Annotated in this window: 13 protein-coding genes; 10 read left to right on the forward strand and 3 right to left on the reverse strand. The window is 65.0% G+C overall.

Features of this window, described 5'->3' with window-relative positions; genetic code table 11:
- Positions 1-14: 14 nt before the first annotated feature.
- The 7 genes from ACIPZB_RS15255 (at position 15) to dctM (ending at position 7781) form a co-directional block, all read left to right on the forward strand.
- Positions 15-1178 carry an acyl-CoA dehydrogenase family protein gene (locus tag ACIPZB_RS15255; RefSeq protein WP_400641193.1) on the forward strand — a complete coding sequence of 388 codons (1164 nt, stop codon included), beginning with the start codon at positions 15-17 and terminating at the stop codon, positions 1176-1178.
- Positions 1179-1188: 10 nt separating this feature from the next.
- On the forward strand, positions 1189-2538 hold the full coding sequence (locus ACIPZB_RS15260; RefSeq protein WP_400641195.1) for an MmgE/PrpD family protein: 1350 nt from the start codon (positions 1189-1191) through the stop codon (positions 2536-2538).
- A gap of 9 nt (positions 2539-2547) precedes the next feature.
- Positions 2548-3747 carry a CaiB/BaiF CoA transferase family protein gene (locus ACIPZB_RS15265; protein WP_400641197.1) on the forward strand — a complete coding sequence of 400 codons (1200 nt, stop codon included), beginning with the start codon at positions 2548-2550 and terminating at the stop codon, positions 3745-3747.
- The gene (locus ACIPZB_RS15270; RefSeq protein WP_400641199.1) at positions 3744-4562 is read left to right on the forward strand and encodes an HpcH/HpaI aldolase/citrate lyase family protein; all 819 of its coding nucleotides are present in this window, start codon (positions 3744-3746) and stop codon (positions 4560-4562) included. Before ACIPZB_RS15265 ends, ACIPZB_RS15270 begins: the two co-directional genes overlap by 4 nt.
- 236 nt (positions 4563-4798) lie before the next feature.
- Complete coding sequence (locus ACIPZB_RS15275; protein ID WP_400641201.1) at positions 4799-5797, forward strand: TRAP transporter substrate-binding protein; 999 nt, start codon at positions 4799-4801, stop codon at positions 5795-5797.
- 68 nt (positions 5798-5865) lie between these two features.
- Entirely contained in the window at positions 5866-6498 is a 633-nt protein-coding gene (locus ACIPZB_RS15280) for a TRAP transporter small permease (protein WP_400641203.1), read from the forward strand.
- Positions 6498-7781 (forward strand): C4-dicarboxylate TRAP transporter large permease protein DctM, encoded by a 1284-nt coding sequence (gene dctM / locus ACIPZB_RS15285; protein ID WP_400641205.1) that lies wholly within the window; start codon positions 6498-6500, stop codon positions 7779-7781. The genes ACIPZB_RS15280 and dctM overlap by 1 nt, the downstream gene beginning before the upstream one ends.
- Positions 7782-7895: 114 nt before the next feature.
- On the opposite strand, the gene ACIPZB_RS15290 is transcribed toward dctM, so the two are convergent.
- Both ACIPZB_RS15290 and ggt read right to left on the reverse strand, forming a co-directional pair.
- A complete protein-coding gene (locus tag ACIPZB_RS15290) occupies positions 7896-8777 on the reverse strand; it encodes a LysR substrate-binding domain-containing protein (protein ID WP_400641207.1) in 882 nt (293 codons plus the stop codon).
- A 44-nt stretch (positions 8778-8821) separates the two neighbouring features.
- On the reverse strand, positions 8822-10612 hold the full coding sequence (gene ggt, locus ACIPZB_RS15295; RefSeq protein ID WP_400641209.1) for a gamma-glutamyltransferase: 1791 nt from the start codon (positions 10610-10612) through the stop codon (positions 8822-8824).
- A 115-nt stretch (positions 10613-10727) separates the two neighbouring features.
- Here ggt and ACIPZB_RS15300 point away from each other — a divergent pair, with 115 nt between their 5' ends.
- Positions 10728-11363 carry an ankyrin repeat domain-containing protein gene (locus ACIPZB_RS15300; RefSeq protein WP_400641212.1) on the forward strand — a complete coding sequence of 212 codons (636 nt, stop codon included), beginning with the start codon at positions 10728-10730 and terminating at the stop codon, positions 11361-11363.
- Between the two features lie 152 nt (positions 11364-11515).
- On the opposite strand, the gene pobA is transcribed toward ACIPZB_RS15300, so the two are convergent.
- Positions 11516-12703, reverse strand: coding sequence for a 4-hydroxybenzoate 3-monooxygenase (gene pobA, locus ACIPZB_RS15305; RefSeq protein ID WP_400641214.1), 1188 nt, complete (start codon positions 12701-12703; stop codon positions 11516-11518).
- Positions 12704-12833: 130 nt separating this feature from the next.
- Between pobA and ACIPZB_RS15310 the strand changes: the two genes are divergently transcribed.
- Complete coding sequence (locus tag ACIPZB_RS15310) at positions 12834-13712, forward strand: helix-turn-helix domain-containing protein (protein WP_400641216.1); 879 nt, start codon at positions 12834-12836, stop codon at positions 13710-13712.
- A 200-nt stretch (positions 13713-13912) separates the two neighbouring features.
- Positions 13913-14311, forward strand: coding sequence for a MerR family DNA-binding transcriptional regulator (locus ACIPZB_RS15315; protein WP_008095733.1), 399 nt, complete (start codon positions 13913-13915; stop codon positions 14309-14311).
- The last annotated feature ends 8 nt before the right edge of the window (positions 14312-14319 follow it).

Here is a 14319-nt window from a genome sequence, read left to right on the forward strand (position 1 = left end):
CAGAGACCACCTGCATGCATAAGTACGACAGCGAAGACCTCACTGCCATCCGTGAAGGCGTGCGCGCCTTGTGCGCCGAATTCGACGCCAGCTACTGGCGCAAGATCGACGAAGAAAAGGGCTTCCCGGAAGCGTTCGTCAAAGCCATGACCGACGCCGGCTGGCTGTCGGCGATGATCCCCGAGCAATACGGCGGCTCCGGCCTGGGCCTGGCCGAGGCCTCGGTGATCCTTGAAGAAGTGAACGCCTGCGGTGGCAACTCCGGCACCGTGCACGGCCAGATGTACAACATGTTCACCCTGCTGCGCCACGGCAGCGAGGAACAGAAGCGCCATTACCTGCCCAAGCTTGCCAGCGGCGAGCTGCGCCTGCAGTCGATGGGCGTGACCGAGCCCACCACCGGCACCGACACCACCAAGATCAAGACCACCGCCGTGCGCCAGGGCGACACCTATGTGATCAACGGCCAGAAGGTGTGGATCTCGCGCATCCAGCACTCCGACCTGATGATCCTGCTGGCCCGCACCACACCCTTGGCCGAAGTGAAGAAAAAGTCCGAAGGCATGTCGATCTTCCTGGTCGACCTGCGCGAGGCCATCGGCAACGGCCTCACCGTGCAACCGATCGCCAACATGGTCAACCACGAAACCAACGAGCTGTTCTTCGACAACCTGCAGATTCCGGCCAGCAGCCTGATTGGCGAAGAAGGCAAAGGCTTCAAGTACATCCTCGACGGCCTCAACGCCGAACGCACGCTGATCGCCGCCGAATGCATTGGTGACGGCCGCTGGTTCATCGAAAAGGCCAGCGCCTACGCCCGCGATCGCGTGGTGTTTGGTCGCCCGATCGGGCAGAACCAGGGCGTGCAGTTCCCGATTGCCGAGGCCCATATCGAAATCGAGGCGGCCGACCTGATGCGCTGGCGCGCCTGCGCCGAGTACGACAGCGGGCAGAACGCCGGGGCCAGCGCCAACATGGCCAAGTACCTGGCCGCCAAGGCTTCGTGGGAGGCCGCCAACGCCAGCCTGCAGACCCACGGCGGCTTTGGCTTCGCCTGCGAGTACGACGTCGAGCGCAAGTTCCGCGAAACCCGCCTGTACCAGGTGGCGCCGATCTCCACCAACCTGATCCTGTCCTACGTGGCCGAGCACCTGCTCGAACTGCCGCGCAGCTTCTGAGGGCCTGAACATGCAACATACCCAAGCCCTGGCGGGCTTTCTCGCCGACCTGTGTTACGCGCACATTCCAGGCCACGTGCTGGACCGCACCGAAGACCTGTTCCTCGACTGGCTGGGCTCCGCCCTGGCCAGCCAGGGTGCGCACCCGATCCCGCTGTTCGAGCGCTATGCCGAACGCATGGGGCCGGCGCAAGGCAGCGCGCGGGTGCTGACCTGCGGACGCACGTCTTCGCCCTACTTCGCCGCGCTGGTCAATGGCGCCGCCTCGCACCTGGTCGAACAGGACGATCTGCACAACAGCTCGGTGCTGCACCCCGCCACCGTGGTGTTCTCCGCCGTGCTGGCGGCCGCCCAGGACCTCGGCAAATCCGGTCAGGACCTGCTGCTGGCGGCGCTGGCCGGTTATGAGGCGGGCATCCGCATCGGTGAGTTCCTTGGCCGTTCGCACTACCGCATCTTCCACACCACCGCCACCGTCGGCACCCTGGCCGCCGCGGTGGGCGTGGGCAAGCTGCTGGACTTCAACCGGGAACAGTTCATCAACCTGCTGGGCAGCGCCGGCACCCAGGCCGCGGGCTTGTGGGAGTTCTTGCGCGATGCCGCCGATTCCAAGCAGCTGCACACGGCCAAGGCGGCCGCCGACGGCTTGCTGGCCGCCTACCTGACCGCCGACGGCCTGAGCGGTGCGCGCAACATCCTCGAAGGCGAGCAAGGCCTGGCGGCAGGCATGTCCAGCGACGCCGACCCGGCGCGCCTGAGCGACCGCCTGGGCACACGCTGGGCGCTGGTGGAAACCTCGTTCAAGTTCCACGCCTCGTGCCGCCACACCCACCCCGCCGCCGATGCCCTGCTGCAGCTGATGACCCGCGAAGGGCTGGGCCATGCCGAGATCGCCAAGGTGGTCACCCGCGTGCACCAGGGCGCGATCGACGTGCTGGGCCGGGTCACCACGCCCACCACCGTGCACCAGGCCAAATTCTCCATGGGCACCGTGCTTGGACTGATCGCCGTGCATGGCAGCGCGCAGCTGCTGGAGTTCCGCGACCTGGCGCTGACCGATCCACACGTGGCGGCGTTTCGCGACAAGGTGCAGATGCAACTGGACCCTGAGGTGGACGCCGCCTACCCGGCCCGCTGGCTGGGCCGCGTCGAGGTCACCTGCACCGACGGTCGCCATTTCCACGCGGCCATCGACGAACCCAAGGGCGACCCCGGCAACACCCTGTCGCGCCCTGAGCTGGAGGCCAAGTTCCAGCGCCTGTTGGCGTACTCCGGCGCGCGCAGCCCGGCCCAGGGCCAGGCTCTGATCGAGCGCGTGTGGCAACTGCGCGATGCCCGCTCCCTGGCCGATCTGCACTGAGGTTACCCCATGACTCAAGCAACCCCTCGCCCGCTGGACGGCATCACCGTCGTCAGCCTGGAGCACGCCATCGCGGCACCGTTCTGCACCCGCCAACTGGCCGACCTCGGCGCCCGCGTGATCAAGGTCGAGCGCCCGGGCAGTGGCGACTTCGCCCGGGGCTACGACCAGCGTGTCGACGGCCTGGCCTCGCATTTCGTGTGGACCAACCGCTCCAAGGAAAGCCTCACCCTCGACCTCAAGCAGGAGGCCGCGGGCGACATCCTCGACGCCCTGTTGGCCAAGGCCGACGTGCTGGTGCAAAACCTCGCACCGGGCGCGGCCGCGCGCATGGGCCTGTCGTTCGAAGCCTTGCATGCGCGCTTCCCACGGCTGATCGTGTGCGACATCTCCGGTTATGGCGAAGGCGGCCCGTATGAAAAGAAAAAGGCCTATGACCTGCTGATCCAGAGCGAAGGCGGCTTCCTGTCGGTGACTGGCGGGCCCGGCGACAACGAAATGGCCAAGGCCGGCTGCTCGATCGCCGACATCGCGGCGGGCATGTACGCCTACACCGGCGTGTTGTCGGCGTTGATGCTGCGCGACAAGACCGGGGTCGGCAGCCGCATCGACGTGTCGATGCTGGAAAGCCTGGTGGAGTGGATGGGCTACCCGATGTACTACGCCTACGACGGCGCACCGCCGCCCCCGCGTGCCGGCGCTTCGCACTCGACCATCTACCCCTACGGGCCATTCCCCACGGGCGGTGGCGGCACCATCATGCTCGGCCTGCAGAACGAACGGGAGTGGGCGCTATTCTGCGAAAAAGTGCTGCTCGCCCCGGCGCTGGCCAGCGATGACCGCTTCAGCGCCAACTTCAAGCGCTCGGAAAACCGCGAGGTGCTGCGCCAGATCATCATCGATGGCTTTGCCGACCTGTCGCTTGACGAAGTGGTCGCACGCCTGGAGCAGGCGCAGATCGCCAACGCTCGGGTCAACGACATGCACGGGGTCTGGCAACACCCGCAGTTACAGGCCCGCGACGGCTGGCGCGAGGTGGACAGCCCGGTCGGCAAGCTGCCGTCGCTGCTGCCACCGGGGCGCAATGCGGCCTTCACCCCGCGCATGGATGCCGTACCCGCGCTGGGTCAGCACACCCAGGACATCCTCGCCGAGCTGGGCTTGAGCGCGCACGAACAGGCCAGCCTGGCTGCCGGCGGTGCGGTATGAACAGCGTGCGCTCCGCCCTGTTCGTGCCGGGTAGTCGGCCCGAGCGTTTTGCCAAGGCCCTGGCGGCAGGTGCCGATGCGGTCATCGTCGACTTCGAGGATGCCGTGGAAGAGCCGTTGAAACAGCAGGCCCGCGAGCACCTGGCGGCGTTTCTGCAGGCCACGCCGCAGGCTGCCGTCTGGGTCCGGGTCAATGCGCCGCACCATCCCCAACACAGCGCCGACCTTAGGTTCTGCGCGCAACACGCGGGGGTTGTCGGGCTGCTGCTGCCCAAGGTCGAGAACGCTGCCCAGGTCGCGGTCGCCCGCCACATCGGCAAGCCGGTGTGGCCGATCATCGAGAGTGCCAAGGGCCTGCTGGCCTTGCAGCAGATCGCCCAGGCCGAAGGTGTCCAGCGCTTGTCGTTCGGCAGCCTGGACCTGGCGCTGGACCTTGACCTGAATACCGAAAGTACGGCGGCCCGGCAGTTCCTCGATCAGGCGCGCATGGCCGTCCAGCTGCATTCGCGCGGCGCCGGTTTGTTGCCGCCGTTGGATGGGGTGTTTCCGGCCATTGACGATGCCGACGGTTTGCAGCGGGCGATGCGGCATGCCTACGACATGGGTTATGGCGGGGCCCTGTGCATTCATCCGAGGCAGGTGGCGGTGATTCATGCGGCCTTGGCGCCGAGTGCTGACGAGCTGGTGTGGGCGCGCAAGGTGCTGGCCGCGAGCGAGGCGGCCGGTGGCGCCGGGGCGTTTCAGCTGGATGGGCAGATGGTGGATGCGCCGGTGGTGTTGCGGGCGCAGCGCTTGTTGGCTCGAGAGGTTGGTTGAAACTACTGGCCCTATCGCCGGCAAGCCGGCTCCCACAGGGACTTCACAGTTCTTGAGTGCGGTGGTGAACCTGTGGGAGCTGGCTTGCCAGCGATAGGGCCAGTCAAGGCAGAGCAGATGCCGGGTGTTCGGCCCAGCCGAACGCCGCCTTACACAAATGCTGATTCTCCACACGCAGGTGATTGGTCCATCGTGACGCTCAATCCTCCTACAACAATAAGTCAGAGGTGACATCGATGTTCAAGCTGACCCACGCGCTGTTCTGCGCCGCTGCTGTGTCCATGGCGAGCCTGGCCCAGGCCGCCGACCCGATCATCATCAAGTTCGCCCACGTGGTGGCCGACAGCACGCCCAAAGGCCAAGGCGCGCTGATGTTCCAGAAACTGGTCGCCGCCGACCCACAACTCAAGGACAAGGTCAAAGTCGAGGTCTACCCCAACTCGTCGCTGTTCGGTGACGGCAAGGAAATGGAAGCCCTGCTGCTGGGCGATGTGCAGATGCTGGCGCCGTCGCTGGCCAAGTTCGAGCACTACAACAAGCAGGTGCAGATTTTCGACTTGCCGTTCCTGTTCGACGACCTGGCCGCCGTCGACCGCTTCCAGCAGGGCCCGCAAGGCAAGGCGCTGCTGACCTCGATGGAAGACAAGGGCATCCGCGGCCTGGCCTACTGGCACAACGGCCTCAAGCAGTTGTCGGCGAACAAGAAGGTGCTGCTGCCCAAGGATGCCCGTGGCCTGAAATTCCGCGTTCAGGCCTCCAGCGTGCTCGAAGAGCAGTTCAAGGCCATCCGCGCCAACCCGCGCAAGATGAGCTTCGCCGAGGTCTACCAGGGCCTGCAGACCGGCACGGTCAACGGCACCGAGAACACCTGGTCGAACTACGAAAGCCAGAAGGTCAACGAAGTGCAGCCGTTCTTCACCGAGACCAACCATGGCCTGATCGACTACATGGTCATCACCAACGCCAAGTTCTGGAACACCCTGCCTGAAGACGTACGCGGCGAACTGCAAGTGATCATGGACGAGGTCACCGTCGAGGTGAACAAACAGGCCGAAGCCCTCAACCAGACCTCCCGGCAGAAGATCCTCGACGCCAAGACCAGCGAGATCGATCCGCTGACCGCCGAGCAGCGTCAGCAATGGCGTGAGTCGATGCGCCCGGTGTGGGACAAGTTCTCAGACCAGATCGGTGCCGACCTGATCAAGGCTGCCGACGACGCCAACAAGGCGTCCTGACCCTTCCTGTGCCCTGCCCCGGCCACCTGCCCCAGGTGGCCCGCCCTCTCTTTGTCTGGAGAATCCTTATGCAATCGCTCAGGCGTGCCTGGGAGCACTTCGAGGAAGGCATGATCGCCTTTCTCCTGGCGGCCATGACCTTGGTGACCTTCATCTACGTGGCGCTGAACAACCTTTACACGATGTTCTACACGCTCAGTGACCACTGGACCTTCGCCAGCGAGTTGTTGCTCAGCATCGGCGACCACCTGATGGACTACGCCCAGGAGATGACCTGGAGCATCGCCCTGACCAAGGCCCTGTTCGGCTGGCTGATCTTCTTCGGCATCGCCTACGGCGTGCGCACCGCAGGCCATCTGGGTGTCGACGTGCTGGTCCGGCGCTTTCGCAAGCCCGTGCAACGGGTCTTGGCGATGATCGCCTGTGCCTGCTGCCTGGCCTATGCCGGGCTGTTCCTGATGGCGAGCATCAAGTGGGTGAGCGCGGTGCTGGTCGCCGGCATCGGCGCCGAAGACCTCGACCGCTACGGCATCAAGGTCGGCCATATCGCGCTGATCGTGCCGTTCGGTTTTGCCTTGGTGATCATCCGCTACCTGGAAATCCTCTACCGCCTGTTCACCCACCGCCAGTACGGCCTGGGCCTGGCCGACGAGGCCGCCGAAGCCAGCAAGCTGGCCAACTCCGGTGAGGAGCACCACTGATGACGGTCATCTGCCTGTTCCTGCTGCTGTTCGTGTTCATGTTCCTGGGCGTGCCGATCGCGATTTCGCTGGGCCTGTCGGGGGCGCTGTCGATCCTGCTGTTCAGCCAGGATTCCCTGAGCTCGCTGGCGATCAAGCTGTTCGAAACGTCCGACAGCTACACCTTCCTGGCCATCCCGTTCTTCCTGCTGTCGGGTGCGTTCATGACCACCGGCGGCGTGGCCCAGCGGCTGATCGACTTCGCCAATGCCTGCGTCGGCCATATTCGAGGCGGCCTGGCGATTGCCGCCGTGCTGGCGTGCATGCTGTTCGCCGCGCTGTCGGGCTCTTCACCGGCTACCGTCGCCGCCGTCGGCTCGATTGCCGTGGCCGGCATGGTGCGCTCCGGCTACCCACGCGAATTCGGCGCCGGGATCATCTGCAACGCCGGCACCCTGGGCATCCTGATTCCGCCGTCGATCGTCATGGTGGTGTACTCGGCCGCCACCGAAACCTCGGTCGGCAAGCTGTTCATGGCCGGTGTGATCCCGGGCATCCTGCTCGGCGTGGCGCTGATGGTGACGATCTATATCGTCGCCCGGATCAAGAAGCTGCCCGCGCAACCACGGGCCAGTTTCGCCGAATGGCTGCGCACGGCCAGGCGCGCGTTCTGGGGGCTGTTGCTGCTGGTGATCATCCTCGGCGGGATCTACAGCGGCATGTTCACCCCCACCGAAGCGGCGGCCGTGGCGGCGGTGTATTCGGCGTTCATCGCGCTGTTCGTGTACAAGGACATGCGCCTGCGCGACTGCCCGAAAGTGCTGCTGGAGTCTGGCCGGCTTACCATCATGCTGCTGTTCATCATCGCCAACGCCATGCTCTTCGCCCATGTACTGACCACCGAGCAGATCCCCCAACAGATCACCCAGTGGGTGCTGTCCGAAGGGCTGACGCCGATCGGCTTTTTGATCATGGTCAACGTGGTGTTGCTGGTGGCGGGCAGCTTCATGGAGCCGTCGGCGATCATCCTGATCCTGGCGCCGATCTTCTTCCCGATCGCGATGAAGCTTGGCATCGACCCGATTCACCTGGGCATCGTGATGGTGGTGAACATGGAGATCGGCCTGGTGCATCCACCGGTGGGGCTGAACCTGTTCGTGACGTCGGCGGTGACCGGGTTGACCTTGGGGCAGACGATTCGCGCGTCGCTGCCGTGGCTGTCGATCCTGCTGCTGTTCCTGGTGCTGGTAACCTATGTGCCGTTCGTTTCGCTGGCACTGCCGCAGTGGTTGGGGATGCCCTGAGGTCTGCAGTGGCCCTATCGCCGGCAAGCCGGCTCCCACAGGGCCTCCACCGTTCTTGAGCGCTGTGGTGAACCTGTGGGAGCCGGCTTGCCGGCGATAGGGCCAACACAGATATTAGATCCCACCACCGGCAAGCAACTCGCTCATCACCTCGGCCAACGCCTTGACCATCACATCCGCCGTCGGCCGATGAACGATGACGATCTCGTAGCTGTCCACCTCCGGCAACCCCTGCCCCTCACCCAGCACCCGATGCTCGCCGGTCGCCGCCCGCGGCGGCAGCAGGCTGATGCCCATGCCATCGGCCACCGCCGCCTGGATGCCACTGAGGCTTGAACTGGTAAAGCTGATGCGCCAACGCCGCCCGATCCCTTCGATGGCACTGATCATGTCCTCACGGTACAACCCGCGCGGCGGAAAGGTCACCAACGGGATCGGGTCGAGCTCGAAGGACGGCATGCGCGCGCTGTCGATCCACTGCAAACGCTCCGGCCAGCACGCCACCCCTTCGCGGGTGTTGCGCCGCTGCTTGAGCAGCACCAGGTCGAGCTCACCGTTGTCGTAGGCCTGACTGAGGTCGCGGCACAGCCCGCTGGTGACCTCCAGCTTGACCTGCGGATGCAAACGGCTGAATGCCGACAGCGCATTGGTGGTGCGGCCGCCGACGAAGTCCTCGGGTACGCCTAAACGCACGGTGACGCCGACCATGGCCCCGGCCAGGGCTTCGAGCATCTGGTCGTTGAGCGCCAGCATATGCCGGGCATAACCCAGCAAGGTCTGCCCGGCGTCGGTCGGCAGCACGTCACGGTTGCCGCGCACCAGCAAGCGGTGGCCGACCATGTCCTCCAGGCGGCGCACCTTCTGGCTGATGGTCGACTGGGTCGAATGCAGGCGCGTGGCGGCCGTGGTGAAGCTGCCGCAATCGGCCACCACGACGATGGCGCGCAGCAAGTCGAGGTCGAACAGGGCTCTATTCGATTTCACGCTGATGGACATCTTGGTATTCAACTTCTGAATGACAAGACTGACTTCTACCACGCCTAGTCGCCCAGCGCCACGCCCTCGCGCCGCGGGTCGGCACCACCCGACCAGCCGTCGGCCGTGCGCTGGATGATCTGCATGCCGCTGGTCATGGTCAGCGGCGTGACCTCATGGCCCCAGGCCGCCAGTTGCCGGATCAGCGCCGGGCTGGCCAGCCCCGCCTCCACTTCGGTGCCCGCGTTGCGGCTGCCAAAGTTGGGCAGGTTGGCGGCCTGCTGCGGGTCGAGCTGCCAGTCCAGCAGGCCGACCAGGGCCTTGTTCACGTAGCCGATGATCTGCGAGCCACCGGGTGAACCGAGGCTGGCCACCAGCTCACCGGAATCGCGAGCGAATACCAGCGTCGGCGCCATGGCCGACAGTGGCCGCTTACCGGGTTCGACGCGGTTGGCCACTGGCCTGCCGTTTTCCTGCGGGATGAATGAAAAATCAGTGAGCTGATTGTTCAGCAGGAAGCCCTTGACCATCAGGTGCGAGCCAAACGCTGCCTCCACCGAGGTGGTCATGGCCAGGGCCTGACCGCTGTCGTCCACGGCAGAAAGGTGCGAGGTGGAAATGCGCAGCGGCGAACGATCCGGGGCCAGTGCCAGGTTCGCGCCCTGCGGCGTGCCCGGGCGGGCGTACTTCATGCTGGAGTCGCCAATCAGCGTGGCGCGCCCGGCCAGGTAAGCCGGGTCGGTCAACGCCTTGACCGGCACCGGCACATAGTCGCTGTCGGCCAGGTACTGGGCACGGTCGGCAAAGGCCAGGCGTTCGGCCTCGGCAACCAGGTGCACCGCCAGTGGGGTGGGCTCCAACCCCGCTGGGGAGGCAACCTTGCGTGGCAGCTGGGTGGCCAGGTCGCGTTGGGGTGAAGCACGCTGCACGGCTTCGAGGATGCCCAGGGTCTGCAGCACGCCTACGCCACCCGAGGAAGGTGGCGGCATGCCGCAGATCTGCCAGGCCTTGTACGGGCCGCATACCGGTGTGCGCGCCTTGGCCTGGTACTGGCGCAAGTCCTGTAGCGACAGCTGTCCGGCATTGGCATGGCTGCGCACCTGGGCAACCATCGCCTCGGCGATCGGGCCGGTGTAGAAGGCCTCGACGCCCTGCTCTGCCAGTTGCTCGAAGGTGTGCGCAAGCTCGGGGTTGCGCAGCAAGGTCCCTACCGCCAGCGGCTTTCCCTGGTCGTCCAGAAAGTATCGGGCCATGGCGGGTGAGCTGGAAATGTAGGGGTCTTCGGCCACCAGGGTATGCAGGCGTTCGGAAATCGAAAAACCTTCGCGCGCCAGGGCAATGGCCGGTTTGAACAGCTCACTCCACGGCAGTTTGCCATGCTGCTCGTGGGCCATTTTCAATGCCCGCAGCACCCCGGGGACAGCCACCGAGCGACCGCCGATCTGCGCGGCCCTGAACGGCATCGGGCTACCGTCGGGTTGCAGGAACAGCGTTTCGGTCACGGTGGCCGGCGCCGTCTCGCGGCCATCGTAGGCCTGCACCTGCTGGCCATCCCAGTACAGGATGAACCCGCCACCGCCAATGCCGCTGGACTGCGGCTCGACCAGGGTCAGCACCATCTGCATGGCGATCGCCGCATCGATCGCGCTGCCGCCGGCCCGCAACATCGCTCGCCCGGCCTCGCTGGCCAGCGGGTTGGCAGCCGCCACCATGTGCCGGCTGGCGTGCACCGGTTGCAGGCCGCTGCGGTAGCCGGACTGCACCTCCGGGGGCGCGGGCAGCAGTTGGTCGGCCCAGGCCCAACTGCTTGTGGCAGCCAGGCACAGGGCAGCGATCGCTGGCATCGGAAATTTCATCGGTAGGCTTCCTGCTTAAGCTATTCAGCAGGGCACTGTGGGTCATGCACATTCTTGACTTCAACCCCTGCCGTCGATTTTCTAGGATTTAGGCAGCCATTGAGGAGCCTTTGCCATGCGCTTGTCACTTACCGCTTTAGCCTTCGCCTTGTTCACCAGCCTTGCTTTCGCCGAGACGCCCGCCATGCACAACGCCGCCGCGCACAATGACACCACCACCTTGCAACGCCTGCTCAAGCAAGGTGCCGCTGTGGACAAGCGCGATGACCAGGGGCGTACCGCGCTGATGGTCGCCACCCACGCCAACCAGGTGGCAGCGGCGAAAGCGTTGATCGAGGCCGGTGCGGATGTGAACGCCAAGGACAACATCGACGACAGCCCCTACCTGTATGCCGGTGCGCGGGGATTGAACGACATCCTGCGCTTGACCCTTGCCCATGGCGCCGACCTCAAGAGCACCAACCGCTATGGCGGCACCGCCCTGATCCCGGCCGCCGAACGCGGGCATGTGGAAACCGTGCAGTTGCTGATCGATGCCGGCGTGGACGTCAATCACCTGAACCGGCTGCACTGGACCGCGCTGCTGGAGGCCGTGATCCTCGGTGATGGCGGGCCCCGCCATGTGGAGATCGTCCGGCGCCTGCTGGCGGCGGGTGCGGATCGCCAGATCGCCGACAAGGACGGGGTGAGCGCGCTGGAACATGCGCGCCAGCGCGGCTATCGGGAGATGGAGGCGCTATTGGCCCAATAACAGATTGCAGCCTTGCCACTGTACCTGTGGGAGCCGGCTTGCCGGCGATAGGGCCCGAAAAGCCAACTCATGACGGCAGTTGTCCAGCTTTCGTCTGCACCGGCCTTATCGCCGGCAAGCCGGCTCCCACAGGGGATCGCGCGCGCTTTTCGTCAGGCCACTTCTTCGAACGGCAAGCCCACATAGTTCTCGGCAATGTTCACCAACCCCGCCGTCGATGACAGGAAGTACTCGCGGTCCGCCTCCTGCATCTTCTGGTCCCAGGCATCCTTGTGCTCGCCGAAATCATGCAACAGATGGGTCATGAACCAGCTGAAGCGCTCGCCCTTCCACACCCGGCGCAGCGCCAGCGGCGAGTACTGCTGCAGCAGGTCGGTACGCCCCTCGCGGTAGACCTTGACCAGGATGCGGTACAAGTAATTGACATCCGAGGCCGCCAGGTTGAGGCCTTTGGCACCGGTGGGCGGCACGATATGTGCGGCGTCGCCAACCAGGAACAGGTGGCCGTACTGCATGGGCTCGACCACCAGGCTGCGCAACGGCGCGATGCTCTTCTCCAGGGCCGGGCCAGTCACCAGGCGCGCCGCCACATCGTCCGGCAGGCGGGCCTTGAGCTCGTTCCAGAAACGCTGGTCGGACCAGTCCTCGACACGCTCCTGCAGCGGCACTTGCAGGTAGTAGCGGCTGCGCGTCAGCGAACGCTGGCTGCACAGCACGAAACCACGCTCATGGTGGGCGTAGATCAGCTCATGGTTGACCGGCGGGGTATCGGACAACATGCCTAGCCAGCCGAAGGGATACACCCGCTCGTAGTGCTTGAGCACACCCTCCGGGATGCTTTGCCGGGAGACCCCGTGGAAGCCGTCGCAGCCGGCGACGTAGTCACAGTCCAGGCGCTGCTGCTGGCCCTCGTGGTCGAAGGTCACGCAGGGCCGCTGGCCCTTGAGCTCATGGAGCTGGACATTACTGACCGAATACAGGATTGGCGCGCCGCTGGCCGAGCGGGCTTCCATCAGATCGCGGGTGACTTCGGTCTGGCCATAGACCATCACCGTCTTGCCGCCGGTCAACCCTTTGAGGTCCAGGCGCTGGCGACGACCACCGACCAGCAGCTCGACACCGTCATGCACCAGCCCTTCACGGTCCATGCGCTCGGCGACGCCCGCCTCGCGCAGCAGGTCGACAGTGCCCTGCTCGAGCACCCCGGCGCGGATGCGGCCGAGCACGTAGTCAGGGGTCTGGCGTTCGAGGATGACGGTGTCGATGCCGGCCTTGTGCAGCAGTTGGCCCAGCAGCAGGCCAGACGGACCAGCGCCGATGATTGCTACCTGAGTCTTCATTGTTGTTGTCTCGTGCTGTTTGGGTATGCACTTGCATTTTTACGGGTAACAGCCGCCAAATAAGTGTGCAATTCCATGGAAAAACTGCACTTTTACAAAAATCGTTCGATTAACGGACAGGCACCCACGCATGCAATCCACCCTCCCCGGCGTCCCGTTGTTCCAGCTCTACGGCGAAAACCAGGCCTGGCCTGGCACCGACCTGCTGCATTGCGAATCGATCCCCGCGCGCAGCCGCCTGCACCATTGGGAGATCAAGCCGCACCAGCACGCTGAGCTGTTCCAGCTGCTGTATGTGCAGCGCGGCCAGGCCGAGGTGGAGATCGAGGGCGTGCGCAGCGCCATCGACGAGGCGGCGATCCAGGTGGTGCCACCGCTGACGGTGCATGGCTTTCGCTTCAGCGCCGATATCCAGGGGCACGTACTGACCTTCGGCACAGCCCTGGTGGCGAACCTGGAACAACGCCTGGGTACACCGCTGGGGGTGCTGACCCAGGCGGCGTGCTACCCGTTGGACAAGGACCGCGTGCGCCTGCGCAGCCTGATCGATACCCTGCAGCAGGAGTACCAGGGCAACGCCCCGGGGCGGGCGGCCTTGCTCGAAGCCCTGGTGACGGCACTGCTGGTATGGATCAGCCGTTGCCAGCAACAGGGCCAGGCGCCGCGTAACCGCGATGAACGTGACCGACAGTTGCTGGGGCAGTACTTGCGCCTGGTCGAGGCGCATTACCGCGAGCATCTGTCGGTGGAGGATTTTGCCGCCCGCTTGAAGGTTCCGAGCCTGCAGCTCAATCAGCTGTGCCGGGCGTTGTGCGGGCAGAGCGCGCTGCAGGTGGTGCACCAAAGGCTGCTGCTGGAGGCGCGGCGCAATCTGGTCTACACGCGGATGAGCATCGGGCAGCTGTCGGATAGCCTGGGGTTTAGTGACCCGACTTACTTTGCGCGGTTCTTCAAGCGGTTGAGTGGGCAGACGCCCAATGGGTATCGGCGCTCGGTGCAGCCTGACTGACCTGCTTTTGTCTGTACCGGCCCTATCGCCGGCAAGCCGGCTCCCACAGGTTCACCACATCGCTCAAGAACTGTGGGGTCCCTGTGGGAACCGGCTTGCCGGCGATAGGGCCCACAAAACCGACACCCCTCCACAGCCCTGCTTGACGTATACGTCAACCTGCCCTCAGGATACCGGCATACCCCACGCCGAGCCCTAGCATGAGCAGCCAGACCTACAGCATTTCCGACCTGTCCCGCGAACTGGACATCACCACCCGTGCCATCCGTTTCTATGAGGAACAGGGCCTGCTCAGCCCCGAACGCCGTGGCCTGGAGCGCATCTATACAGCCCGTGACAAGGTCAGCCTGAAGCTCATCCTGCGCGGCAAGCGCATCGGTTTCTCGCTGGCCGAATGCCGCGAACTGATCGAGCTCTACGACCCCAGCAGCGGCAACCTCAAGCAGCTCAACAGCATGCTGGGGAAAATCGCCGAGCGACGCGCCCAGCTGGAACAGCAGATGCTCGACATCCACCAGATGCAACTGGAACTGGACACCGCCCAGGAGCGCTGCGAACAGGCCCTGGCCGCCACCTTGAACAATAACGACAACCGTTGACCTGCCAC

Origin of the sequence: Pseudomonas sp. NPDC089396 (assembly GCF_044749545.1) — a bacterium.
Lineage (GTDB): Bacteria > Pseudomonadota > Gammaproteobacteria > Pseudomonadales > Pseudomonadaceae > Aquipseudomonas.

What these genes read in the sequence shown, in the direction of transcription:
- ACIPZB_RS15255 (WP_400641193.1), top strand. Translation starts at nt 15, where the DNA reads ATGCATAAGTACGACAGCGAAGACCTCACTGCCATCCGTGAAGGCGTG.
- ACIPZB_RS15260 (WP_400641195.1), top strand. Translation starts at nt 1,189, where the DNA reads ATGCAACATACCCAAGCCCTGGCGGGCTTTCTCGCCGACCTGTGTTAC.
- ACIPZB_RS15265 (WP_400641197.1), top strand. Translation starts at nt 2,548, where the DNA reads ATGACTCAAGCAACCCCTCGCCCGCTGGACGGCATCACCGTCGTCAGC.
- ACIPZB_RS15270 (WP_400641199.1), top strand. Translation starts at nt 3,744, where the DNA reads ATGAACAGCGTGCGCTCCGCCCTGTTCGTGCCGGGTAGTCGGCCCGAG.
- ACIPZB_RS15275 (WP_400641201.1), top strand. Translation starts at nt 4,799, where the DNA reads ATGTTCAAGCTGACCCACGCGCTGTTCTGCGCCGCTGCTGTGTCCATG.
- ACIPZB_RS15280 (WP_400641203.1), top strand. Translation starts at nt 5,866, where the DNA reads ATGCAATCGCTCAGGCGTGCCTGGGAGCACTTCGAGGAAGGCATGATC.
- dctM (WP_400641205.1), top strand. Translation starts at nt 6,498, where the DNA reads ATGACGGTCATCTGCCTGTTCCTGCTGCTGTTCGTGTTCATGTTCCTG.
- ACIPZB_RS15290 (WP_400641207.1), bottom strand. Translation starts at nt 8,777, where the DNA reads ATGTCCATCAGCGTGAAATCGAATAGAGCCCTGTTCGACCTCGACTTG.
- ggt (WP_400641209.1), bottom strand. Translation starts at nt 10,612, where the DNA reads ATGAAATTTCCGATGCCAGCGATCGCTGCCCTGTGCCTGGCTGCCACA.
- ACIPZB_RS15300 (WP_400641212.1), top strand. Translation starts at nt 10,728, where the DNA reads ATGCGCTTGTCACTTACCGCTTTAGCCTTCGCCTTGTTCACCAGCCTT.
- pobA (WP_400641214.1), bottom strand. Translation starts at nt 12,703, where the DNA reads ATGAAGACTCAGGTAGCAATCATCGGCGCTGGTCCGTCTGGCCTGCTG.
- ACIPZB_RS15310 (WP_400641216.1), top strand. Translation starts at nt 12,834, where the DNA reads ATGCAATCCACCCTCCCCGGCGTCCCGTTGTTCCAGCTCTACGGCGAA.
- ACIPZB_RS15315 (WP_008095733.1), top strand. Translation starts at nt 13,913, where the DNA reads ATGAGCAGCCAGACCTACAGCATTTCCGACCTGTCCCGCGAACTGGAC.